This window comes from Enterococcus ureasiticus (assembly GCF_001730285.1).
Lineage (GTDB): Bacteria > Bacillota > Bacilli > Lactobacillales > Enterococcaceae > Enterococcus_L > Enterococcus_L ureasiticus.
Genome location: NZ_MIJZ01000016.1, coordinates 41,350 through 67,260, shown reverse-complemented (window position 1 = coordinate 67,260; position 25,911 = coordinate 41,350). Strand labels below are relative to the sequence as shown.

The 25,911-nt window shown below is 35.0% G+C and carries 25 protein-coding genes; 14 read left to right on the top strand and 11 right to left on the bottom strand.

From position 1 onward, the window contains the following. Nucleotides 1-25 precede the first annotated feature (25 nt). The 4 genes from BCR21_RS14590 to BCR21_RS14575 all read right to left on the bottom strand — a co-directional run bounded on the left by BCR21_RS14590 (nt 26) and on the right by BCR21_RS14575 (nt 5,306). Nucleotides 26-1,024, bottom strand: a complete 999-nt coding sequence (locus BCR21_RS14590; protein ID WP_069647193.1) for a DUF916 domain-containing protein — start codon at nt 1,022-1,024, stop codon at nt 26-28. A gap of 210 nt (nt 1,025-1,234) precedes the next feature. Next, the gene (locus BCR21_RS14585; protein ID WP_069647192.1) at nt 1,235-2,752 is read right to left on the bottom strand and encodes a helix-turn-helix domain-containing protein; all 1,518 of its coding nucleotides are present in this window, start codon (nt 2,750-2,752) and stop codon (nt 1,235-1,237) included. A gap of 226 nt (nt 2,753-2,978) precedes the next feature. Further along, the gene (locus BCR21_RS14580; protein ID WP_069647191.1) at nt 2,979-3,668 is read right to left on the bottom strand and encodes a winged helix-turn-helix domain-containing protein; all 690 of its coding nucleotides are present in this window, start codon (nt 3,666-3,668) and stop codon (nt 2,979-2,981) included. A gap of 93 nt (nt 3,669-3,761) precedes the next feature. Further along, nucleotides 3,762-5,306, bottom strand: a complete 1,545-nt coding sequence (locus BCR21_RS14575; RefSeq protein ID WP_069647190.1) for an AcpB/EbpR/MafR family transcriptional regulator — start codon at nt 5,304-5,306, stop codon at nt 3,762-3,764. Nucleotides 5,307-5,628: 322 nt separating this feature from the next. Between BCR21_RS14575 and BCR21_RS16720 the strand changes: the two genes are divergently transcribed. From BCR21_RS16720 to BCR21_RS14545, 6 genes are all read left to right on the top strand, one after another. Continuing rightward, nucleotides 5,629-6,630: a WxL domain-containing protein gene (locus BCR21_RS16720; RefSeq protein WP_084013335.1), complete on the top strand. Its 1,002-nt coding sequence runs from the start codon at nt 5,629-5,631 to the stop codon at nt 6,628-6,630. Nucleotides 6,631-6,655: 25 nt separating this feature from the next. Further along, entirely contained in the window at nt 6,656-7,339 is a 684-nt protein-coding gene (locus BCR21_RS14565; RefSeq protein WP_069647189.1) for a WxL domain-containing protein, read from the top strand. Between the two features lie 21 nt (nt 7,340-7,360). Next, the gene (locus BCR21_RS14560; protein ID WP_069647188.1) at nt 7,361-7,990 is read left to right on the top strand and encodes a WxL domain-containing protein; all 630 of its coding nucleotides are present in this window, start codon (nt 7,361-7,363) and stop codon (nt 7,988-7,990) included. A gap of 23 nt (nt 7,991-8,013) precedes the next feature. Then, nucleotides 8,014-8,727: a WxL domain-containing protein gene (locus BCR21_RS14555; protein ID WP_069647187.1), complete on the top strand. Its 714-nt coding sequence runs from the start codon at nt 8,014-8,016 to the stop codon at nt 8,725-8,727. A 129-nt stretch (nt 8,728-8,856) separates the two neighbouring features. Further along, the gene (locus BCR21_RS14550) at nt 8,857-9,963 is read left to right on the top strand and encodes a WxLIP family cell surface protein (RefSeq protein WP_069647186.1); all 1,107 of its coding nucleotides are present in this window, start codon (nt 8,857-8,859) and stop codon (nt 9,961-9,963) included. Nucleotides 9,964-9,997: 34 nt separating this feature from the next. Further along, on the top strand, nt 9,998-12,346 hold the full coding sequence (locus BCR21_RS14545) for a hypothetical protein (protein ID WP_069647185.1): 2,349 nt from the start codon (nt 9,998-10,000) through the stop codon (nt 12,344-12,346). 87 nt (nt 12,347-12,433) lie between these two features. Here BCR21_RS14545 and BCR21_RS14540 read toward each other — a convergent pair whose 3' ends face one another. Then, entirely contained in the window at nt 12,434-13,441 is a 1,008-nt protein-coding gene (locus BCR21_RS14540; protein ID WP_069647184.1) for a LacI family DNA-binding transcriptional regulator, read from the bottom strand. Nucleotides 13,442-13,653: 212 nt separating this feature from the next. On the opposite strand from BCR21_RS14540, the gene rpe reads away from it, so the two are divergent. From rpe to BCR21_RS14515, 5 genes are all read left to right on the top strand, one after another. Next, nucleotides 13,654-14,301: a ribulose-phosphate 3-epimerase gene (rpe, locus tag BCR21_RS14535; RefSeq protein WP_069647183.1), complete on the top strand. Its 648-nt coding sequence runs from the start codon at nt 13,654-13,656 to the stop codon at nt 14,299-14,301. 55 nt (nt 14,302-14,356) lie between these two features. Next, the gene (gene rpiB, locus BCR21_RS14530) at nt 14,357-14,794 is read left to right on the top strand and encodes a ribose 5-phosphate isomerase B (protein WP_069647182.1); all 438 of its coding nucleotides are present in this window, start codon (nt 14,357-14,359) and stop codon (nt 14,792-14,794) included. A gap of 126 nt (nt 14,795-14,920) precedes the next feature. Continuing rightward, a complete protein-coding gene (locus BCR21_RS14525; protein ID WP_069647181.1) occupies nt 14,921-15,847 on the top strand; it encodes a sugar phosphate isomerase/epimerase family protein in 927 nt (308 codons plus the stop codon). Between the two features lie 52 nt (nt 15,848-15,899). Continuing rightward, nucleotides 15,900-17,273, top strand: a complete 1,374-nt coding sequence (locus BCR21_RS14520; RefSeq protein WP_069647180.1) for a PTS transporter subunit EIIC — start codon at nt 15,900-15,902, stop codon at nt 17,271-17,273. 122 nt (nt 17,274-17,395) lie between these two features. Continuing rightward, the gene (locus tag BCR21_RS14515) at nt 17,396-18,133 is read left to right on the top strand and encodes a DeoR/GlpR family DNA-binding transcription regulator (protein ID WP_069647179.1); all 738 of its coding nucleotides are present in this window, start codon (nt 17,396-17,398) and stop codon (nt 18,131-18,133) included. A gap of 90 nt (nt 18,134-18,223) precedes the next feature. Here the strand turns inward: BCR21_RS14515 and BCR21_RS14510 are convergent, their stop codons facing one another. From BCR21_RS14510 to BCR21_RS14500, 3 genes are read right to left on the bottom strand one after another with little or no spacing between them, the layout of a single operon-like run. Further along, nucleotides 18,224-18,994, bottom strand: a complete 771-nt coding sequence (locus BCR21_RS14510) for an ABC transporter permease (RefSeq protein ID WP_069647178.1) — start codon at nt 18,992-18,994, stop codon at nt 18,224-18,226. Next, entirely contained in the window at nt 18,987-19,922 is a 936-nt protein-coding gene (locus BCR21_RS14505) for an ABC transporter ATP-binding protein (protein ID WP_069647177.1), read from the bottom strand. Before BCR21_RS14505 ends, BCR21_RS14510 begins: the two co-directional genes overlap by 8 nt. A gap of 15 nt (nt 19,923-19,937) precedes the next feature. After that, on the bottom strand, nt 19,938-20,264 hold the full coding sequence (locus BCR21_RS14500) for an ArsR/SmtB family transcription factor (protein ID WP_069647176.1): 327 nt from the start codon (nt 20,262-20,264) through the stop codon (nt 19,938-19,940). Nucleotides 20,265-20,502: 238 nt separating this feature from the next. Between BCR21_RS14500 and truA the strand changes: the two genes are divergently transcribed. Then, nucleotides 20,503-21,246 (top strand): tRNA pseudouridine(38-40) synthase TruA, encoded by a 744-nt coding sequence (gene truA / locus BCR21_RS14495; RefSeq protein ID WP_069647175.1) that lies wholly within the window; start codon nt 20,503-20,505, stop codon nt 21,244-21,246. Between the two features lie 88 nt (nt 21,247-21,334). Here truA and BCR21_RS14490 read toward each other — a convergent pair whose 3' ends face one another. Both BCR21_RS14490 and BCR21_RS14485 read right to left on the bottom strand, forming a co-directional pair. Continuing rightward, on the bottom strand, nt 21,335-22,243 hold the full coding sequence (locus BCR21_RS14490; RefSeq protein ID WP_069647174.1) for an ROK family protein: 909 nt from the start codon (nt 22,241-22,243) through the stop codon (nt 21,335-21,337). Nucleotides 22,244-22,287: 44 nt separating this feature from the next. Next, a complete protein-coding gene (locus BCR21_RS14485; RefSeq protein WP_069647173.1) occupies nt 22,288-23,160 on the bottom strand; it encodes an alpha/beta hydrolase in 873 nt (290 codons plus the stop codon). A gap of 246 nt (nt 23,161-23,406) precedes the next feature. Here BCR21_RS14485 and BCR21_RS14480 point away from each other — a divergent pair, with 246 nt between their 5' ends. Then, the gene (locus BCR21_RS14480; RefSeq protein WP_069647172.1) at nt 23,407-24,009 is read left to right on the top strand and encodes a helix-turn-helix domain-containing protein; all 603 of its coding nucleotides are present in this window, start codon (nt 23,407-23,409) and stop codon (nt 24,007-24,009) included. A gap of 137 nt (nt 24,010-24,146) precedes the next feature. Continuing rightward, the gene (locus tag BCR21_RS14475; protein WP_069647171.1) at nt 24,147-24,824 is read left to right on the top strand and encodes a DUF998 domain-containing protein; all 678 of its coding nucleotides are present in this window, start codon (nt 24,147-24,149) and stop codon (nt 24,822-24,824) included. Nucleotides 24,825-24,942: 118 nt separating this feature from the next. Here BCR21_RS14475 and BCR21_RS14470 read toward each other — a convergent pair whose 3' ends face one another. Further along, nucleotides 24,943-25,809, bottom strand: a complete 867-nt coding sequence (locus BCR21_RS14470; RefSeq protein WP_069647170.1) for a LysR family transcriptional regulator — start codon at nt 25,807-25,809, stop codon at nt 24,943-24,945. Nucleotides 25,810-25,911 lie beyond the last annotated feature (102 nt).

The following is a 25,911-nucleotide window of genomic DNA, read 5'->3' as shown; positions in this document are numbered from 1 at the left end:
ACCTCGCGATAGAAGAAATGGCGATCTATGTTCTGGTCTTGCGGCTTTTATACAATAAGGCTGCGATAATAACGATTAGAATAATGATAATTAATGGGTAGATAAGATTTTTGTTTTTATTGCTTATAATATTGGATGTTGTATCTGCTCGTCCAACAGGGGTATCAAGCTTAAAGGAGTCTGTTGTTTCCCATTTTTGGTCACCAAATTGAACGATTGTTTTGGCTGTATAAGTTCCTGCGGATAAAGGGATGTCTTGCACAGAGATATCAAAATCCATAGAAGAATTTGGAGCAAAATTGACATCATCATTGGTTTCTTTGTATAAAATGTCAGTGGTATTTTGTTTACGAATTTCGGTTACAATAGATCCTTTTTTAGCAAGCGTAGGAGTTGAATTATAAATTGTTTGTGTCAGTAGTTGTTTATCTGATAATTTACTTGAATTTAGCGTATCAAAAGCAAGAGAAAGAGGTACTTCTTGAGTCGTTTGTCGTAATAAAATCGGAATATCGTAAGCAACAATATTTTGAATTATTTGGGTATCTGACTTTTCATTTTTTTGTTCAAACTCAATACCTCCTAAAAGGATTCCTTCAAATTCATCATTAGGAGCTTTTAAACGCAAAACTAAATCGGTTGTGGCATTTGCAGGAACGTTAGTCTCTGTGGGGCCGTCAATTAATTCAGCTAGATTGTGTTTAGCTGAAGAGCGCCCTGAATTTTTAGATGGCCCATAAATAATTTGACCATTTTTATTTGTTGTAGCTGGACTTATTGTGTTGGTGATAATAATGGCTTTATCAGATGGGTTTCTAAGTGAAAAACGTAGAGTCAACTCATCCCCTTTTTTTACGTTAAGATCATAATATCCGTTGACATCAATCGCTTGTTGGCTTGGATAATGAGGTATGACGCTGAAGCTAGATTGAGTGGACTGAGCAGTAGCTTCAATAGGAACAAAAAGAAAAAAAAAGACGAATAAAGCTAGTATAAAAGGATAAATTTTTATTTTTACTTGCATAGGTTTCCTCCATTGGTTTTTTATCTATAATAAAAATAAGAGAGTGTTTTTTTGTGACTTGAAGCTTATCATACAATAATAATTCAAAAAAATATGCATTTTCATTTTTCAATAAGTGACGTTATTTTTTACATCATTTGAAATAGAAGATAAAAAAGAATACCTTATCCTCCGCATTACTAAACAGAGGATAAGGTATTCAATTACTAGCTAATCTTTTGTAGATCGGGATTGGACTTTGTATTTTTTTGTATAAACCATATTTAAGTAAGAAATTAGTCTGTTGAGTTTATCTCGTTCAATAGTTGAATTCCAGACAAATGTAGGTATTTCTTTATGAAGAAATCCAGACAAACTAACATCGGTTATCAAAAAGTCAATTTCTTTTGCAGTGTAAGAAACGAAATTGATTGGAAATGAAAGGTGCTTGATCAATATCGTTTCAAAAAAATCTTTTTGAAACACACTTGAGTGTGCAAAAATGGCAATATGCAATACAGGACGTTTATTATTCATTAACTCTGAAATAAGTAATAAATAAAAGTTGATCAACGATTGTTTCTGCGACTCTAAAGGTGCGATGATTGGATCAGAAAAAAGATCATTCAAAAAAGTTGTAACAAGCTCATGATCGATAAACAAATCCATATTTGCATAAGAAGTATCGTTGAAGATGTTGATAATTTCAACAGGACCTGGTAAATATAGATATCTGTTGTGAAGTGAGAGTAAATTATAATAAAGATAAAAATATTCATTAATATCCAGTGAAATATCAAATTTAGCCATAAATTGCTTGATCCAATGTTCAGTAATCAGATTTGAATTGTTCATTTTGACGCCTACAAAATTTGTTAATTTCAACGTTGGAATCAGTTTTAAAGGGTATATTTGACTTGTCAAAAGTGTAAAATACAAAAAGTTCGCTTCATAGTTCCAATTGGCTTCGTCTAATATTTCTAGCTTAGGATAATTTTTAGTGAAATTAGAAAAAAATTTCAAAAATTTTTCTCTAGAGAGCATAGGAAATGTAGAGTCGGTATAGTCATATTCTTCATTAATAATGTAGCCATTTGTTATACGAGTAATTGTGACAGCAAACCAGATAAATACCATATTGGGTTTTATTAAAAATTGTAGCATTTCAGGATTACGTTCTTCTAGTATTTTTTTAAGTTCATTATACTCAATATCCTTAAAAGGCCACTTTAAAACTTTGTAAGACTCCCAAAACAAAGTGAAAAAGAAGAAGCGAATATTTTGTTCTCTTCCTATAATATAAGTTGTGGTATTTAAATCTAAAATCAAATCATATTGTTGTAATAAATGATTTAACTCTTTTGCTTTTCTGTAGACAGTGGAATAACTGTAAAAATGTTGCGTAGCAAAACTTTGTAAATCGACAAAATTGCCATTGAATATTTCGATACAAAGGTTAAATAGAACCGATTGTTCTAGATAATAAAGAAGAAAGTAGTTTGTGTCAAAATCTGGTGTAATATCAACAAAAACGGTACTTTCATCAGTTGAAATGATCGTAATGTATTTTTCACAGCCTAAATGCGTAATGTCGTTTTTTAAAGCTTCTATGTTTTTAAGAATAGTTCTTCTATCTTTAGAAAGCAGACTAGCATAATCAGAAATAGATGTACTATTTTTACGTTCTCTAGAAAGGTTATTTAATACTTCTAAGCGAAATACGAATTCTCTATTGAGTAATGCCTTCATTAACGATCACTCCTTATTTCATGTAGATAAATCAATACAATAATCATAAGATAGTAAGGCTAAAAAGTCTAATTTAAAAAATATTTATCACTAAAGTAAAAAAAAGACTGGGACAAACTCAACGAATTGTGTCCCAGTCACATAGAATTTGAATAAAAAAGGAATCAGAAACCCGCGTTATAAATTCTCAAGATTAAATACTTCTTTTAGGCTCTTTTTATATCACCTAAAGCACAAGCATGTATCCCCTAGATCGAATAGTCTTAATAAAAACTGGGTTTTTAGTGTTTTTCTCGATTTTTTTTCTTAAATGAAAAACCAAATTATTCACTCTATACTGTTTATCTTCATTAAGATCCCCCCAAATAGCGTGAAAAAGTGTTTCGTAAGTCAATAATTCCCCTTCATGTTTTTTTAAAATAGCTAATGTTGAAAATTCTAAAGGAGTGAGTTGGATATTTTTTTGATCACCTATACTTACTCTAAGGCAATCTGGATATAATTCCAATTTAGAATTACTTTTTTGTTCTGTGCATTCAGCAGCATCTATTAAAGGTTCGTTTTTTTGTAATCTATTTAATGTATTTTTGAGTTGTAAGATAAAACATTCTGTTTTTTCTTGTTCAAGATCTATAACAAGATCTGCGCCCAATTGTAAATAAATGACACGATTTATTTGATTAAAATTAGTAGATAGAACCCAAATAAGCGCATTTGTTTCAGCTTTGAGTATCAAAATTTGTTCACATATGTCTTTCAACTCTTTACTGGTATTTTCTTGAATCAAAATAATATCTAGATCCTGAACCAACTGTTTATTTGCAAGATCGATAATTGAGTAATCAGTACTTTCCAAGACATTTATATATGAAGCAAACTCTTTTTTTAATTTAAAGTCTATTCCTATGTTATACATTATGTTCCTCCTGTTTTTTGTTAAATGAATGACAATATTTATGTTGCTTATTTAGAGATGGCAATAGTTTGAGAATGGTTTATGCAAAAAATGCTAAACATCGAAAGGGAGTTTGTCTTTGCAAATAAGTATCAACAATTTTTTTAAATCTTCATAGTTCTTTTTTGTAGGAAATTCCTGCCATAAAACGTATTTTGTTTGTTCTGTAACTGAATAAGAAAAGTTTTTTTTCGAAATGGGACGGTCTGATATCACAACATCGACAGTCTCTTTTTCACCTTCAATTAATGATAAATTAAAATTATTAAATAAATCTCCGTAATTCAAAATGTATCTTTTCATCGTTTGACCAAGCCTAGAAAAGAGTACTAAATGAATCGGCGGCATAAACTTTGTCACATCAACGCACGAAAACAACGTTTCAATATAATGGAACTTCAAATGATGTTCATTGATTTTTAAAAGGATCGTTGTTTTTGTAATATCTGAAAGAATTCCTCGTAATAAATCTATTTGAAACTTAAATGTATTATCTAAAGTTGATTCTTCGATCCAATTTTTATCAGCAGATAAATTAAACTGCTTGAACAATTTTAATCGGTAATACAAGATACATGTTGCATAAATCAAATCATTTTCTTCTTCTAGCGACAGAGGCACATAAAGATATTTTTCTATCTCATTGACCCAAAGTAAGACATTGGCAAAAAAGTTGGATTTTGCGAGCTCGGGATTTTTGATAAAAAAATGGGAAATCGATTTAGAATTTGAATAAGGGCCATAAGATAGAACTAGACTATGCATAAACGCTAACTCAATTTGAAGTTGGGTAACAGGAATCATTGGACATAAAAGTTTAATAAATTCAACTTCCTTAAGAAAATGCTGATGCTCGGTCTCATTTTGATAAGTAAAAAAGAGCATTCTATTTTCGATTTTTTCTTTTTTTCGAATTCTTAAAATTGAAATGGCTAGAAATAATTGAAAATAAGTTCGTTTTGCGTATTTAACTGGACTGTATATGTCTTGAGGGAAATGATCTAGCAAATCATTGACCTCTTTTTGTGAGATGAAAGAAAACGGCCATTGTTCTCCTTCATATACCTCAAAAAAAAGAGAGGTATAAAATAGTCGAATAGTTGCCTCATCCCCAGTAATAGTCAGCTCCTTTTTGATAGATAATTTCAAATTGAAAGGGTGTAATTCCTTGTCGATTTTCTTTAGATATCTTCTTAACGTTGAATTTGTAACAAAATATTTGTCAATGGCTTTTTTTATTGAGAATGAAGAGTCAAAAAACAAATCTTTGATAATTAAGAAAAAAATCGAATTTTTGAGATACTCCCTCAACATATAATGCATTGAAAAAGTAAGTTGATAATGAAGAGAACAGTAGAGTTTACTATTATTGCCTATATAGAGATTTAGGCTAATGTTGTCTTTGAAACCAAATGTTTCAATATCAGATTGAATATCTATAATGGTTCTTTTGATGGTTCGTTCAGACAATCCTAATTTGAGCGAAATTTTTTCAACTGAGAGTGAATTTTTATGTTCTTGTTCAAAAAGTTTTAAAATCGAAAATCGTCTAGATTCTATTCTGGTTAGAAAAGATTCTAACGTTAACTCCTTTTCCAAAAAATACACCTCCTTTTTATACGATTTTAATTTGATGGAAAAATATATTAAAAAAGTATGCTTTAGATATTATATTAAATATTTTAGATATATATTACCATCTTTTTCACTTATCATTTCCAAAATATAGCAAAATAAGAGAATAAAAAATAAAAAAAGAGCCTTAAATAGCGTTTTGACCATTTTTTGTTGCGGAGGTCTGAAAAAAATGAAACTAAATGATTGGAAATTAAAGCTATAATAGTTTTCGTCCACCGACTGAGAATGAAATGAAAAATAATTCATAAAATTTTCAGTTTTATTTGAAAAGGGAGGTGAAAAAATGAAAAAGAGTAGATTGTTTGTATTTTTGATACTTTTTATGGGCCTTGTCCCATTTCAACAAGCGCATGCTGTTGAAAGTCAAGCAAACAGTCAAGTAGGGATCAAATTTATAGAAGGCGACAAAGAAACAAAGACTTCTGAAACAAATGGGAGCAAAATTTCTCCAACTACTGGAGGAAATGATAACTCGATAAGCAAATCGCTAAAAGATAATATATTCCCGAAAACAGGTGAAAGTAGCACGAATCTTTACTTATGTATAGGAGGATTGTTATTAATTGCCTTAGTGATAATTATCTATAGTAGAAAAGGAGGAAAAAAAGTGAAAACAAAAGAAAAAGTAATTGCAGGTTTGATTTTATGCGGTGGTATGGGACTTCTTGCACCAAGCATGGCTAGTGCAACAGCAGCAGAAGGGATTCAAGGTACAGAAGATGGCAAAGGAGCTACTTCATATGGCTCTTTGAAACTTGATTCAAATACTGAAGGAACAGTTCCACCGATCCAACCTTCTGTCCCTAGTGGTGAAACAGGGAATACAGGTGCATTGACGATTGATAATGTAAGTCCATTACTATTCGGTGAACACAAAATCGATGGTGGCGAAGCGATTTTTGAAACAATAACAACTACTCCTAACGTTCAAGTATCTGACAGACGTGGTGAGGGCCAAGGCTGGAATTTACAAGTTCGTATGTCTGAGTTTGCAGACAAAGAAGAAAAGACAAAGATTTTAAAAGGAGCAGAAGTCACATTACCTGCCGGGACAGTTGGTAAAAGTGAAGGCAATATCGCACTTCCTCCTGAAACCAAAGAAGTAGTGATTGCAGGTAGCGTAGAGAGTGCACAAACGCTCTTTTCTGCAAAAGAAAAAACAGGTTTAGGAACTTGGACAGACGAATTCGATGCGTCACAAGTAAAACTAAAAGTTCCTGCCGGGAACTTAAAAGGTGACTACCAAGCAACATTGACTTGGTCACTATTAGATGCACCAAAATAATAACATAGACAGGGAGAAATGAAAAATGAAAACACTAAAATTAACAGTAGTAGCAGCGACACTTTTTTCAACAGCATTATTAGGAATGACAACTTATGCAGCAGAGGAAGAAACAGTAGCGCCAGAAGAACCAGCGGCTGTAAATAAAGATGTATCAAGAAAAGCACAATTTGTTTTAGAACCAGGTAGTGACGATAACGGACCAGTAGATCCAATCGTACCAATCAAACCACCAACCAATCAAAAAGGAAACTTAACGATCGATGCTGTTTCAAATTTTGACTTTGGTACAAAAAAAATCGATAAAATCACAAGCACATATGATGCTGTACTATCAGATGGAGAAGTTTTAGGTGCGCAAGTAACCGACGTTCGTGGTACAGGTGCAGGCTGGAATTTAACAGCTAAAATCAGCGCCTTTGAAAATGCAGATAAAACAAGAATCCTAAAAGGGGCTGAAGTAACGATCCCAACAGGAAAAGTTAGCACAAACAGCATAGACGATTCAAAACCAGCAGTAGCGCAAGCACTGACATTAAACGAAAAAGCAGAAACCGTCTTTTCAGCAGCAAAAGAGAGTGGTATGGGAACATGGGCGAATGAATTTGAAGGCTTAGGCGAAAAAGTTCAATTAAAAGTTCCAACAGGAAACTATGCAGATACATACACTGCAGAAATCACTTGGTCACTAGCTGACGCACCTAAATAATAGAGAGAGTAGGAAAAAAGAATGAAAGCAATTAAAACAACCGCATGTCTAGCACTTATGGTAAGCGCAACAGCAATAGCAACACCAGCATTTGCAGAACAAGCAAGTACAGCTGCATCAAAAGCGAATGTTGAAATCATAGCAGGGGATGATACAAATGAAATCATCGACCCAATTGATCCTCCAACTGGGAATAAAGGACCATTAGTAATCGATGCTGCATCATCATTTCAGTTTGGCAAAATCAAATTAGGAACACTTAAAAAAGATGCCGAAGTACCAGAAGGAAAACAGTTAGGTATTCAAGTAACAGACAAACGTGGTACAGGTGCTGGTTGGACCCTTTTAGCAAGCATCACTGAATTTGAAAATGCCGATAAAACAAAAACATTAAAAGGAAGCGTTAAAATCCCAGCAGGTAAAGTTAATACATCTGCTTCGGATAGTTCAAAAGCAGCAGTTGCAAGTGAAATCACATTGAATAGCACTGCTGGAACTGTTTTTAGTGCAACAAAAGACAACGGAATGGGTTCATGGTCTGATTTATTTGAAGGCAATGGCCAAAAAGTAGAATTGTCCGTACCATCTGATGCTTATGTTGCAGCTTATGAAGCAACAATCAACTGGTCATTACAAGACGCACCAAAATAATTTAATAAGAGGAGAAATTAAAAATGAAAAAAACAACAGAATTATTAACAGTCGCATTAATTACAGGGGCGGTTTTATATGCACCACAAGCAATGTTTGCAGAAGAAACAGGAATCAAAGCTGTAGATTCAAAGAATACAGTCAACTTCAAATCTGGAGAAGGCGAAATAACAACGCCGGTTGATCCAACAGATCCAACAAACCCAATCGTGCCATCACCGATCGATATTACCGATCCAGATAACCAAGGGACAGGCAACCAAGGACCGTTATCTATTGACTATGCATCAAATATTAAATTTGGCGAGCAAAAAATTGCAGGTAAAGATATGGTTTATTCAGCAGTCAATAAAGATCCGTTCATCCAAGTAACGGATACAAGAGGAACAGGCGCTGGTTGGCATGTCTCTGCAACAGCAACACCATTCCAAAATGAAGATAAAACAAAAACCCTAAAAGGTGCAGAACTATCTTTTAAAGCTGGACAAGTAAAAGCAACAAGCGACAATTCAGTATCAACAGCACCAACCGCTTCTGACGTTGTCTTTTCTAATACAGACGCAAAACTTGTATTAAATGCTAAAGCTGGTGAAGGCCGTGGTACATGGTTAAATGTTTGGAGTGCAACAGGTGAAAAAAATGAGAATGTTCAGTTGAAAGTGTTAGCTGGTTCAGCAGATGCCAATACAGAATACCAAGCAACAATTAGTTGGGAATTAGCAGACGCACCAAAATAAGGGGTTGATTTTAGTACTATTCCCTAAATAATTTAGTCCAACCAGTAAAGCGATAGAAAAATGAAGTAGGTCATGGGTATGTAGGGTTGATCGTAACTATTTAATAAAGTAATGGAGGCATAAATTAATATGAAGTACAAGGTAACGGCTCTAGTAGCTTTAATAGTTGGATGTTTCTTTTTCAGCCATTCAGCATCTGCTGATACAATGGCCTATTCAGTTAAAGCAAATATTCCAGAGAATCAAATAGATAAGAGTAAAACGTATTTTGATTTAAAAATGACACCAGGACAGAAGCAAGATGTGTCATTAACTATCAGCAACAGTTCCAAAGAAAAAGTAACAATCATCATAACGCCTAATATTGCTGTAACCAATCAAAATGGTGTGATTGATTACAACCAAGAAAAAGCAAAACCAGATGCATCATTAAAAACACCAATTACGGATATCATTTCTGACAAGCAAAAAGTCACACTAGAACCACAAGAAACCAAAGATGTTGTTTTTACCCTACAAATGCCGGAAACGCCTTTTGATGGGACGATTTTGGGTGGATTTTACGTCACCAAGGAAGCGACAGAAAAAGAAGAAAAAGATAGTGAAAGTGTTCAAATCAAAAATCGTTATTCTTATGTTATTGGGATTCAATTACGGGAAAATGAGCAGGCTGTAAAACCTGTACTTCAGTTAAATGATGTCAAACCAACGCTTCAAAACTATCGCACGGCTATTTCAGCAAATCTACAAAATACGCAAGCCACAATCATCAATGATTTGGAGGTAGAAGCGAAAATCAGCAAAAAAGGCAGTACAGAAGTCTTATACGAAACAACGAAAAAAGACATGTCGATGGCGCCGAATTCAAACTTCTACTTCCCGATCATGATGGATAATCAACCGTTAAAAGCAGGCAAGTATACCCTACGCCTGAGCGCAAAGGATAAAACAGAAGCGTGGAAATTTGAACAAGATTTTGACATATCACCAGAAGATACGAAAAAGCTTAACAAAGAAGCGGTAGATTTAGTCGAAGAGCCGACGGACTGGCTGAAAATCGGGCTGATGATCGGCGGAGGTGTTCTGGCACTCCTTGTGGTAGTAGCATTCTTTATCTATCGTCATAAGAAGAAAAAGAAAGAAGCCGAACGTCAAAAAAGATTGCGTAAAAAGAAACAAAAACAAAAAAGGGATCGTCTAGCCAATGAAAAGAAAACTAAAAAAAGACCCCAATGATTTGGAGATAAAGCAAAGAGGAGGTGAGAGGAAAATGAAAAAGAAAAGAATCTTTTTGTTAAGTGGACTTACATTACTCATGGGACTAGCTGTTTATTCTGCTGTATTTACGAGTAAAATCGCAGCGGAGGAAAAAATACAAGGCCCTGCTACTGTGCAGCCGAAAAGTACGTCAACCCCTACTACGATGAGTGGACCAAGTCTGTTTGCGATGAATAGTATTTTGGGAAATAGTAAGTTCAACCAATTGAGCGAAACTGATACCATTCCCGAGGGATATTATTTTTCTGCGAGACCCAATAGAAAGACTAAATATTATAGAGTGAATAAAAAGACTAAAGCAAAATTAGAAGAGTTTAAACACCAGAAGGCAACATGGACTGGTGCTGATCCTAATTATTTTTATCTTCAAAACGGAGAAGGAGCTTATTTTGCTAATGTTGGTGAATATCAGGGGAAAACAGTGGACCTTATGATGAGCCTAGAAGATAATTTTACTTGTATGGTTGGCTACAGTCATCTTGGTGTACAAATGGCATATAATTTTGGCTCACTTCAGTCTATAAAAAATATTAGGACGAATATTAAAGCTATTACAACGGTTACCTATTCTTATTTTGATAATGCAACAGGGGAACCGCTTGTTATCAAAGGCTTGTTTAGTAAATATATTGGTGGTGTTAATAATAAAGCTATTTATGATGTTAGTCAGGGAGATGGCTTGTTTGTTACTGATAAAGCATTAATAAACTATGATACGGCGCTAGAAACCGCAACGAAAACATATATCACAGAGGGAACAACTGCAGATGGGCAAAAAGATCCTAATCGTTATGTGACTGACACATTTACCGCTAGTACGTATAAAATATTTACTAATGGAAACTACCGAGAGGAATATTCTTCAGGGCTGATCTATGCTACCGATCCAGTGGCGAGAATCAAAACGCCGCCTCATTCACTAACTGGTTCACTTGAAGAAGATGGTTCTAAGCATAAAACGTCATTTTCAGTTACGATCAACCAAGAAATTCCTGATCGAATGCCTAACTTTAGTAAATATGGAAGTTTTGAGTATATAATACCAGAAAATGACTTTTACAAAGTAACATCCTTTAGTGCAGCCAATGCTTTAGATGGAAGTGATATAAGTAGTAATTTTACTTTATCAGGTAATAAGCTACAGATAAAACCAAGCTTCATGAGTCCAGATGCATTTTATGGGAAAAATTATGAAATCACGTTGAACTATAGCCTAGATACAACAAAGGATTACTTTAGCTTCTATAAAGATGGGTATTTGGACATACCAGTTGAGCCAATTACCCAAACAACGGATTTGGATGGGAGTCAATTGTCAAATACGGTAACCTCAAGAATCAAATGGGATTATGAACTAGGCATTGAAGCGAATGATGTGGAGTATAGTCAGGGAGAAATCAAAAGACTGAACAAAGATCCTGAGGCGTTTAAAGAAAAAATTCTGAAAGATTCCGAAGCCAAAGGAACGAACTTGAATTTAAACACGGATATTCCTGTGACAATAAAAGAAGACCCTGTTGTCGACTCTAAAGTAGGGACTTATCCGATAACATTAACTACAAACGACGGTGATATTACATTTACGAAAAAGATCAATGTAAAAGTTAAGGCTGTACCTCCTGTAGTCACTATTCCAGAAGCGGGTACTAGAGTTGTTAGCAGTAAAGGAATGCCTTATTCCTTTAGCGGAACCGTGTCAGATGAAGACAGTGAAGACATGTCACTTTTTGTCACTGTTGATGATGGATCACCAACGACAATCTGGGAGAAACAGGTAAATACAGAGCTTAATCAACCAATCGATTTTACCTACGAAATTCCAGGTGCCCAATTGCTGGATCTAGGAGACCATAGCGTGAAAGTTTACGCGAAAGATACAGAAGGCAATCAATCTGAAGTGGCTCAATTTACCTTAGACGTCCGTGGTTATTTAGCATTTAAAGATATGCCACCGGCCACGTTAGATTTTGACCAAGCGAAGATTGGTTCAAAAGGTTCTTATTCTAAGCTGAATAAGGTTGTAGACTTTAGTGTAGAAGACTATCGCGGAAGTAATACAAGTTGGAAATTAGTTGGCTCACTTACCTCAGAATTAAAAGATAATTCCACAAACGCAACAATCAAAGATGGAATTATTTATCGTGATGATAAAGGAAATGAAACACCTTTTACCACAGATGCGACTGTGAATCTAAGTACAGGTAAAGCAACTGCAAGCAAAGTCCTTTTCCCAATCAAATGGGGGACAGATGATAAAGGAATCTTTATCAAAACACCGCCAGATGTGAAAAAAGGAACGTATACAGGCGGCATTGAAATGAGTTTAGTCGATGCGCCGTAAAGCAACTAAAAAAAGTTCTTAACGACCTGAACAAAAAGTTGAAGACAGAAAATCTTAGTACAGATTTTCCGTCTTCAACTTTTTTGATTAGGGTGTACTCGATTCTCTTAAAACGAGTGAGACAGGCACAACGATTTGTCTACCTAGCTCCCCTTTATTATTGATCAACTCTAGCAATGTTTCCACTGCATGATTGGCGATTAAATCCGTATTTTGTTTCACCGATGACAGGGTAGGAGTGGTGTATTTCCCCGATGGAGTATCATCAAAGCCAATCAATTTTATTTTTTGTGGTACCGCAATATGATTTTTTTTCAAGCGAAGCATTAATTCTAAAGCAATTAAATCATTGATTGAAAAAATACCATCTGTCTCCGGATTTTTTTTGAGAAAATTCAGGAGATCATGCTCAAAATCTTCACTTTCAATATCAATAGAAAGTAAATGCTGTTTTGGATTGAAGGAGATACTATTTTTCTTTAAAGCATCTTTAAATCCTTTCAACCGTTCTTTGGCACTGGTCGATTTTTGATTATGCATCGCAATAACAGGATGTTGACAGCCTTCGCGAATCAATTCTTCTGCACTTTCAAACGCTCCTTGATAATGATTGGAGGAGATAAAAACAGTGTCTTCCTTCTTTTTCGGCTCCCGATCGATACAGATATAAGGGATTTTCTTTTCAGCACTAGATGAATCAAATTGAAACGCCTCAGCTCCTGAGATTACGATCAACCCATCGACGCCTTTTCCTTCTAAAATACGTAAATAAGCCAGCTCTTTTTCTGAACTTCTAGAAGTATTGCAGATGATGGTTGAATAGCCCTTAGCAAATAAAATTTCTTCTAATTGTTGCACCACATCAGAAAAGAAATAGTTACTGATATCCGGCACCAATATGCCAATTGTGAATGATTTATTCATTCGTAAGTTTTTAGCACTGTAATTCATTTTGTAGCCTGTTTCTTCAATGACCTTCAGCACTTTTTTTCTTGTTTCTTCAGAAAAGCGCCCATTATCATTGATGACTCTAGAAACAGTTGCCACGGAAACACCAGCTATTTCAGCGATGTCTTTGATCGAATAGTTTTTCATAGATAGTTTCCTCTTGAGTAATCGTTCTCTTTTTTCTTTGATATTTACTAGTATTTTCGCATAAAAAACAACTGAATACAAATTTTTAAGGTAAATTATGGTTGACAGGTCAAAATATTGGTGATATATTATCCGTAAATAAAGGTAAACGATTACTCAATTATTTTTTTTAGGATTTGGGTAATCGATATCTCAAGAAGGAGGGAATCGATATGACTAAATTATTATGCCCATCCATGATGTGTGCTGATTTTTCTAATCTAAAAAAGGCTACGCAAGAGCTTGATCAAGCTGGAATCGATATTTTTCATATGGATTTTATGGATGGTCGTTTTGTGCCGAACTTTGGCATGGGTCTACAAGATTTTGAATTAGTCCGTTCTGTTACGGATAAATTAGTCGATGTTCATTTAATGATTCAAGAACCAAGTAAGTATGTGGAGAAATTTGCAGATCTTGGGGCAGATATTATCTATATTCATCCAGAAGCAGATCAACAGCCAGCCCGAACATTGGATATGATTCGGCAAAAAGGAAAAAAAGCAGGAATTGCAATTAATCCAGGTACATCAGTTGAAATGATTCAAGGGTTGCTGCCATTAGTAGATTATGTGATGGTAATGACGGTCAATCCAGGATTTGCGGGTCAAAAATATTTGGAGTATACAGATCCAAAGATAGAAAAGTTAGTAGCATTATCAAAAGAGTATAAGTTTGAAGTGATGGTCGATGGGGCAATTTCTCCAGAGAAAGTTGAGCAACTGAGCAAAGTAGGTGTGACGGGCTTCGTATTAGGAACATCGGCTTTATTTGGAAAAACAGGCACATACAAAGAAATACTTATGAAATTAAGAGTCTAAGACAATCGGTCGATTGGATCTATTCTAGCATTTAAAAAATAGGAGGAATCATTTTATGAAATTAGCAATTGGCAGCGATCATGTTGGCTTTGAGTTAAAACCAATCATTATCGACTATATAAAAGAGTTAGGACATGAGATCGAAGATTTTGGCGCAGACTCATCAGAGCGAACGGATTATCCTCAATATGGTAAGAAAGTAGCAGAAGAGGTCGCTTCAGGAAATTTTGATGGAGGAATTTTGATTTGCGGAACAGGAGTTGGTATCTCGATTTCTGCTAATAAAGTAAAGGGAATCCGAGCGGTGGTTTGTAGTGAACCTTATTCAGCTAAGCTTTCTAAAGAACATAATAATACCAATATCTTGGCATTTGGTTCTCGCGTTGTTGGCAGTGAACTAGCTAAAATGATTGTAAAAGAATGGCTGGATGCAACATTTGAGGGTGGAAGACATGCTAAAAGAGTAGAGATGATTCGTCAGATGGAGAATTAATCGGGTCGAATTTTAGCTACTTTTGAATAATTTTGGATAAAAATGGAATAAAATGAAAAATAATGGTTGATAATGAAAAAAAGAGATGCTATTATGGGGGTGTAGAAAAGAAGAGGAGGAACAAAAATGAAGTTAGCAACAAGAATCAATTCATTTTTACCGAAGTTCAATAATGATGTAGAAGAAGTCTTACAAGAATTTAGTCGTCTTGGACTTACTCATGTGGACTTTAATTATCCAGAACATGTGGAAAATATTTCAGCTGAAAAGATGAAAGAGGTTTTACAAAAAAACAAGTTACAAGCAAATGGTGTGGCACTACGTTTCAGAAGTGAATTCATCAATGGAGAATTAGGAAATGCTGATCAGAATATTTCAAAAAACGCAGTACAATTATGCAAAGAAGCATGCGATTATTGTCGTGACGTAGGTGGAGAAGTCGTTACGATCTGGTTAGGTTTTGATGGTTTTGATTACTCATTTCAAATCGACTATGAAAAAGTTTGGAACCAGATCAAAGCGTGTATGATCGAAATCACAGATTATGCGCCGGACCTTAAAATCAGTATTGAGTATAAACCTTTCCAACCAAGAGCTTATGCTTTTCTAGATAGTTTTGGGGTAGCATTATCGATGGTTCATGAAGTGGGTCGCGATAATCTAGGAATTACCTTAGACTATTGCCATATGTTAATGAAACATGAAAATCCAGCTTATGGGGCAAGTATTTTAGGCAGTCGGAAAAAGTTGTTTGGGGTTCATTTAAATGATGGTTATGGGCTAAATGATGATGGATTGATGATCGGTACAAGTACGTTGATCAAGACAATCGAATTTATCTACTATACAAAGTTACACAATTACGAGCATGCATTTTATTTTGATACATTCCCGATCATTGAGGATCCTGTAGAAGAGTGCGAAAGAAATATCAACATGATCAAAAAGATCGACTCAATAATCGATCGATTAGGGATGGACTATATTGCAGATGTGGTTAAACAAAATAGTGCAGTGAAAGTCAGTGATTTAGTATTAGAAATCTTAGCTTAAGATTTCTAATACTGTGTTTCAACAATAAAAAGAATATGGGGAGTGGATGACGATGGATTTCAAATTAGCAGCAAAAGAAATTTTAGAAAATGTTGGCGGTCCTGATAATGTGGCGAATATGACCCATTGTGCTACACGATTGAGATTAACTCTGAAAGATCCTTCTAAGGCAAATGATGAGGCCGTGAAAGAAATCGATGGTGTGGTCAATATTGTCAATAAAGCAGGACAATATCAAATCTTGATTGGTACAGAAGTTCCGAAATTATATGATGAATTTGAAGCATTAGTTACCGGTGAAGATGGAAATGTTCAAGTGAATAATAGTGGAGAACACTCTGGCACTATTATCAGCAATATCTTTTCAGCGATTTCAGCTATTTTTGCGCCATTATTACCTGCATTAGCTGGTTCAGGGATTTTACGAGGGTTACTGATTTTAGCCGTACAAACGGGTCTTTTATCAGAAACTAGTGGAACATACAGTATTTTAAATGTTGCCTCAATGAGTGTCTTTTATTTTTTACCCGTATTGTTAGCGTTTACTTCTGCTAGAAGATTTGGAGCGAGTCCTTATCTATCTGCTTTGATCGGTGTAGCTTTATTAAATCCAGAATTTATTGCCTTGATGGGAGATACTGGGAATGGCGCAACGACTAGCTTTTTGAAAATACCTGTAGTTTTGATGAATTATAATTCGACGGTTGTTCCAATTATTCTTTCGATCTGGGCTTTTTCTTATCTTTATAAGTTTTTAGATAGAAAAGTTCCTGAGACATTGAAATTAGTTGTAGTTCCTTTAATTTCTTTAGCAGTGATGATTCCGTTGACCATTATTGTGATCGGTCCGATCGGTGTTTATAGCGGGGAAGCTGTTGCGCAAGTTGTAAATTGGTTGATCGAACGTAGCAGTATTTTGACAGGAATATTGATTGGTGGCGGTTGGAGTGTTCTGGTAAGTTTAGGGATTCACTGGGCAGTTAATCCAATCATGATCAATAATGTTTCGACTTATGGCTTTGATTATATTGTCCCGTTTACCTTTGCTTGTAACTTCGCCGTTATTGGTACGACGATCGGTGTGTATTTTAAAGCAAGAAATAAAAAATTGCGTAGTTTTGCAGTAACTGGCTTAGTAACAATCGCTCTTTCAGCAATTATTGAACCGACTCTATTTGGATTATTAGTGGAAAATAAAAAATTATTTTTAGCACAAATCATTGGTGGAGCTGTAGGTGGTGCGTATTTAGGACTGATGAAAGTCGTGACAAATGCCTTTGTTTTTGGTAGTGTGACAACTTTTCCAGCTTTTGTGACAGATAATGCCTCAAACTTTATTCAAGCAATGATCGGGCTTGCTATATCACTCGCTACGTCAGCCGTTTTAGCGTATATGTTTACAGATAAAGAAGAAACATTATCTTAAAAACTAAAAATAACTTCTTTCAAATTCGTTGATTTCGTTACTATTTATCCAGATTTATGGTATTTTAAGAATGGGTATTCTTCTTGAACGTATTAGTAATGAAAAAATGAAAGGAGTTTCTTATGATTCCATACATTAGACAAGAGAAAATTATTGAGATTCTAGAAAGTAGAGAGTTGATCAGAATCGAGGAATTACAAAAGTTAATACCGGAAGTATCGATTTCTACTCTTAGACGTGATTTAAAAGAATTAGAAGGTTTAAATAAGGTACAGACTTTGTCAGGAGGAGCTGTTAAGATTTCTTCAAGTGTGTCAGAGCTTCCGATGTCAATGAAAGCTAGTTTGCAAACCAAAGAAAAACTCTATATAGCGGAACTTGCTGCCCGTGAAGTTGTTGATGGAGAAACGGTTTACTTAGATTCAGGTTCAACATGTACGGTATTGTTAAAGGAACTACTTAAAAAGAAGATACGAATCATTACTACCAATACAGATGTTCTTAGATTGACAGGTGAATTTGAGGCGGAAATCACGATTTTAGGTGGAACGTATGATCCGACAATTTCATCACTAAGCGGTCCGCTAGCTGAAGCGAACATAAAAAAATATGTTTTTGATAAGGCATTTCTAGGTGCAAATGGTATTGATTTAAAATTCGGTGTAACAACGCCTAACTTAGTTGAAGCAATCAAAAAAAAGACTGTAATAGAACATGCCAAAAAAGCATTTTTATTATGTGATAGTTCTAAATTTCATAAGACATCTGCAGTGAAATCTTTTGATTTAAATGAAGTTGTTTTGATTACGGATAAGTTCGATTCAGATTTAAGCAAAGAAATGACAATCATTTCTAAATAAAGAGATAAATAATGAAGCACGTCTATATTTTTTTATAGATGTGCTTCATTATATTCCAATATTATTCAAAAATACGCATATCAATCAGAATCAACTTCTCAAGCCGCGTCCTCTATCAATCAGATACCAGCAAACAGTATAAAGTACTGCGATAAAAAGTATCAGAATAATCATAGACAGCATGATTGGCACATCGATCGTACCAAGAAAACCATATCTAAATCCTGAAATCATATATACGATCGGATTGATTTTTGAAATAGCTTGCCAGATCGGCGGCAACATTGAAATCGCATAAAATACTCCGCCAAGATAAGTTAATGGCTGTAAAACGAACGTCGGTACAATTGATACATCGTCAAAAGATTGTGCAAAAATCCCGTTTAGCAAACCTGCCAATGAAAATAAAATAGCAGTCATAAGAAGGGTAATAATAACAATGGACCATGAAAAAACGTGAAGTGGTACAAAAAATAAAGAAATAATAGTGACTAATGTGCCGACTAGAACACTTCTACCAAGTCCTCCAATGACAAATCCCCAGATAATGATATGTGTAGGCACTGGGGCAACTAGTAACTCTTCAATATTCTTTTGGAATTTTTGTGAAAAGAACGAGGAAGAGACATTAGCATAAGAACTAGTGATGACCGACATCATGATTAGTCCAGGCACGATAAATTCCATATAGGAGAATCCGTCCATTTGACCGATTCGTCCACCAATCAGGTTTCCGAATATCACAAAATATAATGATGTGGTAATAACAGGTGGTACCAAGGTTTGAACCCAAATCCGCAAATAGCGGTTAGTTTCTTTTACTGCAAGGCTTCTTAAGGCCGTGAAATATAGCTTAAACATTTTTTTCCCCCACTTGACGTTTTTCTTCAGTAATTTTTAGGAACAGTTCTTCTAATCGATTCGATTTGTTACGAAGGGAAAGAACTTTAATCCCTTGTTTAGTAAGCTGGTCAAATAATTCGTTGATTCCTTGATCACGTTCAACTTCGACAACAAGTGTCCGCTTATCTTCAAAACTATGTGTATATCCTATAATTTCAGGTTTCTTATCAAAATCCTCTAAATCAAAAATAAATGTTTCAAACTGTAGTTTAGCTAGAAGAGTTTTCATGCTGGTATTTTCAATCAGTTCCCCTGACTGAATGATCCCAATATTGCGGCAGAGCATTTCTGCTTCTTCAAGATAATGGGTTGTTAGGATGATCGTTGTTCCGTTTTCGTTCAACTCTCTCAAAAAATCCCACATTTCCCGTCTTAATTCAATATCCACACCGGCTGTAGGTTCATCTAAGATGAGCAGTTTTGGCTCGTGCATCAAGGCGCGGGCAATCATTAACCTGCGTTTCATCCCACCGGAAAGCATCCGTGCACGTACATTGCGTTTCTCCCATAGATTGGATTGCTTTAAGTATTTTTCACTCCGTTTTAAGGCTTCTTTTCTTGAAACGCCATAGTATCCAGCTTGGTTGACAACGATTTGTTCAACTGTTTCAAATGGATTAAAGTTGAATTCTTGTGGAACTAATCCAATTTGTTGTTTTGCGAGAACTAAATCTTTATCAAGATCGTAGCCAAAAACATTTACTTTCCCAGAAGTTTTGTTGACAAGGGATGTGATGATGCCGATTGTCGTTGATTTTCCAGCACCATTGGGGCCTAATAAGGCATAAAAATCGCCTTCTTCTACGATTAAATTGATTCCTTTTAGTGCCTCAACGCCCGTTGCGTATACTTTTTTTAAGTCTGTTATCTCAAGTGCATAAGTCATTTACTAACGATCTCCTTAGTTGGTCTGATTTATTGGTTTATCCTTATTTTGGCAAAGGCAATCTGTACCGCTATCCGAAAGTAATTGCGCCATGGAGTCCATGAATTCTCTTACGAACTCTTCTTTTAACGTGTAGTAGTGCCATTGCTTTTGCTTATTGACCGAAACGATCCCTGCTGTTTCCAATACTTTCATATGATGAGAAAGAGTGGGCTGAGTAAAGTCAAAGTGCTTTAAAACATCGCATGCACACATACTGCTGAAAGAAAGAAGATCAATTATTTTCATTCTATTTGGATCAGCCATAGCTTTTAGGACCAAAGATAATCTTTCGTAATTCATGCGTACCCCTCCTTTATATAGATGGTTGCCTATGTTTAATATAGATCAGTATCAATGTTGTGTCAATAGAACGGCTAAAAAAAGGAAGGTTTGCGAAAGGATTTTTAAAATGCTTCATCCTAGAGTATACTAGGAAGGATAAAACGATATAAATTTAATTGAAACACCTGTCTAAGCGGGGTGTTTTCAACAGAGCTATCAATGAACGCACATAAATGTGTTATACGAGGAGAATGATATGAGAAATATTAAACTAACAATTGAGTATGAAGGAACCAGATACTCAGGATGGCAACGATTGGGTGATTCAGATAAAACGATTCAAGGGAAAATTGAAAATATCTTAACACAAATGACGCGTTCAAAAATTGAAATCATTGGTTCTGGACGAACGGATGCTGGCACACATGCAAGAGGCCAGATTGCTAATTTCAAAACGGATAGCAAAATGGACTTATCAGAGATGATCGAATTTCTAAATCGTTATCTTCCACAAGATATCGTTGTAAAAAAAGCAGAAGAAGTACCGGAAAGATTTCATGCTCGATATAATGCCAAAGGGAAAAAATATAGTTATTATATCTGGAACGATCTGATTCCTTCGGCCTTTGAGCGAAATTATAGTTTCCATTATTCTGAAAAACTTGATTTTGAGTTAATGAATAAGGCTTGTCGTAAACTGACGGGAACCCATGATTTTATTGGTTTTTCTTCTCTTAAAAAGACGAAAAAATCTACTACTCGGACAATCAATGAAATATCGATTCAAAAAGAGGGGAACCTTATCCATTTTACTTTTGTTGGAGATGGCTTCTTGCATAAAATGATTAGGATCCTTATGGGAACACTCTTAGAAATCGGCTCTGGAACAATGAAATTAGAAGCTATCGATGAAGTATTTGAACGTAAAGTCAGAAGTGATGCTGGAATGACTGTGCCAGCACAAGGATTGTTTTTAGATGAGGTTTATTATCGGGATTAAGAGTAGAAGATTAGTCATAATTTCCGTTTGATAGTTAAATAACCTGAGGCATAACTTACAGAGTTATACCTTAGGTTATTTAGTTTTTTTATTCAATATTTGTATCATCAAGCTCAACAAATAATTGATATAAAGCTCCTAATAAATTAGAAGAATTACGGAAAGCACAAGCTTCAATAGCAAGTGGTGCAAATGTTTGTCCCAGCATTATTTCTTCTTGTCTAATATTGGAATATTGTATTTGAATCATTTCAATTAAGTGATCTTGCGCACTGATTCCACCGCCAATCACGATTTTTTCTAGATCCAATAAGACTTGCATATCAATCAAAAGAATCGCAATATCACGGCAGTAATTTTCAAATAAAGCAGTCAAATCGACTGATGATCGTTCAGATATTGTTCTAAAAACAGCTTCATGATCGTCTTTTGAAACGTTTAGAAGAGTCGTAGCTTCGTTCATGAATTTTACAGCTGAGCCATAAAAACCAAAAATTTGTGGTTGTTTTGGGTTCGGAGATTGACGAATCAGAAAGCTTAGTTCGCCAGCTTGGAAATTAGGACCTTGATGCAAATGATTATCCAAAATCAACCCACCACCGATGCCAGTTCCTAAAACAACTGCAGCCCCGTTTTCAATACCTTTAAGATTACCGATCCACCACTCAGCTAAAGCTGCTGCTTTTCCATCATTTATCACGGCAAAGGGTAAATCAGTAAGGCTAGCAATCCAATCTTTCATCGGAAAATCATAGAGAAATAATAAGGCACCACCTGTGTGGATGTAGCCTGTACTTGAATCGACTCTCCCAGGACAGCTCATGGCAATCCCTTTGATGTGCCCTTTTTGTGTGTTTAACTCTGAAATGATCATTTCTTTGAACGTTTCCAAAGTTTTTGGGGTTGGTTGCCGCCATGTTTGGATAAAGTTGCCAGCCCGATCAATCAAGCCAAATTTGATGTAAGTTCCACCAATATCAATACTTAAATAGTCCATCCTTCAATCCTCCCGATTACCTAAAAATAGCATTTACTATCATCTTAAAGAAAACGTTTGAAAAAGGCAATCTCTTCATCATTGCACTTTTTAGCAATGTCCGTTTTTTGATTGAGGTGAAAAACATGACCAAGATCAGAATTATCTGGATTGCTGTAAAGATGATACTCGGATTCAATTCCTTTTTCTTTCAACAAATCTGCTAACGGCGGAGCAATATCTTTTAGAAAATCTTGAGTTGCGGTCGCAACAAAAGCTGGTGGGAATTCAGCAGTGATGTAATTTTCAACCGGAAATTGACTTTTAAGCGTCGGCGTCACTGTTTCGCCAAAATAAAATGGGAATTCTTGATTGATAGCACCACTTTGACCAATAAAATAGGCACCGCAATTCATAGCAACGGCTTTAAAATGGACTGTCGCAAGCTTAAACGGAAACGTCTGCGCATAAGTCAAATTACTAGTCATCGTGGCATATTGTTCGACTAATTGACCGCCAGCGCTGTCACCGATTAAAAATAGTTGATCTAGATCAATATGATACTCTTTCCCGTGTTTAATCAACCAATTCATCAAAGCATTCGTATCTTCTAATGGGGCTGGATATTGATGCTTTGGGGCTAAACGGTAATTGAAGTTCACCACAGTAAATCCTTGTGTTGCTAAATACATCGTATAAAAACGATAAAGCTCTTTGTCTCCATAAAAGAACCCGCCACCATGAATATTGATGATCGTTGGAAGACACTTGTCGGTACCTTTGGGATAATAGAGGTCAAATGTATTTTCAATGCCATAAGGTCCGTAAGACAAGTCCTTGAATATTTCCAGAGTATCTGGTTCGGTCAAACCGGCATCACGTTTTTCATCATTTTCACGCATTTGAATCCGCATTGTCGGGATATCGATAGTTGCCATAGTTGTTGCCTCCTAATGAAGTATGTTCATATTTTTAACGCTACTTGTATTATAAATGCAAGCGGTTACTATTGGAAGTGGAAAAAGGCTATTATTTAAAATAGTAGGAATGATCTTTTTAAAAATTTTATTGCTATAATAAGCGTATAGAATACTATGTTTGTAAATTCAACCAAAAGTTGAGAGCTGATATCGGTGATTCAACGAATAGCTGTTTGCTCAAATCTAATTTAGGAGGTTATGCTTGTGGTGGAGATAGGAAACAAAATAAAAGAATTGAGAGAAGCCAAAAAAATGACTCAAAAGGAATTAGCAGAGTTTCTAAACGTCACACCTCAGGCGGTTTCAAAATGGGAACGAAATAAAAGTTATCCTGATCTAGATACGCTGGTAAAGCTCAGTCAATATTTCCAAATTTCAACGGATAAGATTTTAGGAAATACGAAGCGCTCTTTTTTTGATTCTCTCTTTTCGAAAAAAGAAGGAAGAAAAAGTATGAAAAATGAATACAAAATGAAGAATGAACCAACTTTAACAGAACACAAAAAGATCTTGATTTTTGGCATTACCGGAATGATGTCAGATTATGAATTGTATACAGGTTTATTGGTGACAAAAATGAATAATCTAGCAAAAATTCAAAAGATAAATGTAGTAGTGGAAGCATTTAGCATTTCAAAGATTGATGAAAAGGGCAAAGAGGCCGATAATATTTTATTATGTCCAGAACTTCGCTATACAGAAAAGGAAATCAGAAATAAATTTCCCAAAATACCTGTAAAAGTTATTGCAAAGAAAGAGTATGCTACGCTAGATGGTGAGCAGATATTGAAGGATATATTATCGTAAATTCTACTTAATCAGCAAAGCTTTTGGGAAGTATCTATCATTTTTTATGCTACATAATTATGATTATTAAATTATCGTGTAATTGCGTATAATTGGAATGAAAGAACTACCAGAAGCATTAAATTAGGAGGATCAAAATGAATGTTCTTAAAAAATATGGATATTATTTTCTGTTGTTAGGTGCAATAAGCGATTTTTTAACACCTTACATTCTAGGTATCTTTTATCCGAAAATGAATCAAATGACGATGGTGATCAGCGTATTCGGTGATGTAGACAGTCCAGTCAGGCAAGCATTTTTGATTTGGTCTGTAGTATCCGGATTATTATTCGTTTTGGCAATTCCAGCTTTATATCAAACATTTAGCACTACTTCGCAAAAATTGGCTACCTTACTGGCATTAGCGATTGGATTTTATGGTGTGGGAGATTGTATTTTCACTGGACTGTTCAGCATCAATACAGAACAAGCAAACTGGAATTTATCTACTTGGATCCATAATATTGGCTCGGGTTTGGGGTATGCAGGATTTTTTCTTTTCCCGCTGTTTTTGTATTTTCTTTATCAAAAGCAAGAGAAAACAACCTATAGCAAACTGTATTTGATGTTGTTTCTGATCAGTATTTTTTTTGCAGGAATATATGGTTTGGCGCGGATTCCCGCAATCAACCAGTTGCCTGTATTGAATCAACTTGGTTTTTGTCAGCGAGTAAGTTTCATATTTAATTATTTACCGATAATGATATTTGCCGTAGACCAAATCAAAAACTTGGAGAAAGTTAAGCGCTCAAATAGAAAAAATTTCCGCTCTTAAAACTTGATAGGATCATTGTTTTGGAGTAGATCAAAAAATGGATGTTAGTTGGATTGTAGAGAAAAAAAGAGCTTCATTCGTGAATTTGATCGAATGAAGTTCTTTTTGATTCTCTATTTTAAACCGATTTAAGTAGTTTTAATAGTTCATTAGAAGCATTAGAAAATACTTGGTTTTTTTTCCATACAATGTTGATAGTAGCCGTTAATGGCGGTGAAAAAGGGATAAAGGTTAAGTTGGTTTCGGTAGTATTAATAATTCCATCGATGCAAAGAGCACTTGCTACATTCTGTTTTACTAATAAAGAAGCATTGTACAACAAATTATAAGTTCCGATCACATTGAAATTATCAATATTTCCACCAAGCCATTCTGCTAGTTGATTGTCGACGAGTGATTGACTTGAGATCAATAACGGAGTATGTTGGATATCTTTTGGTGTAACGGTTTTTAGTGAGTGTAACGGGCTGGTATTATTCACTAATATTCCCCAGAGATCAGTTAGCGGCAGGCGTAAATACTCATATTTTTGCTTTTCCACAGGATCAAGCACTAAACCAAAATCTAATAACCCTTTATCAATCTTCCCAAGTACATCATCAGCATTACCACTATATAGGTGAACTTTAATATCAGGATGTTTGCTCCTTAATTCGTGTAAATGAGTAGCAATGAATTCAAAAGCTTGTGTTTCTCCGCCACCTATTGAGATTTCTCCACTGATCATTTCATCTTTTATTAAGTTAGTTGTTGTTGTTTCAACTAAAGCAAGAATTTCTTTCCCTCTATTTTCTAAATAAATACCAGCTTCAGTTAAGGTGATAAATCGATTTCCACGTTCAAATAAACGTATTCCTAATTCTTCTTCTAACTCTTTTAACTGTTTTGAAAGAGTTGGTTGTGAAATATGAAGTACCTCTGCGGCTTTACTGATTGTTTTTTCCCTAGCTACTGTTAAAAAGTAGTTTATGATACGAAGGTCCATACGATTTCTCCTTTCTATAGATGTAAGTTATATCTGTGCATAGTATATAGGTATTAGTTAAGTATAATACATTCAAGTAGAATAAGAATAGTAAAGATGACT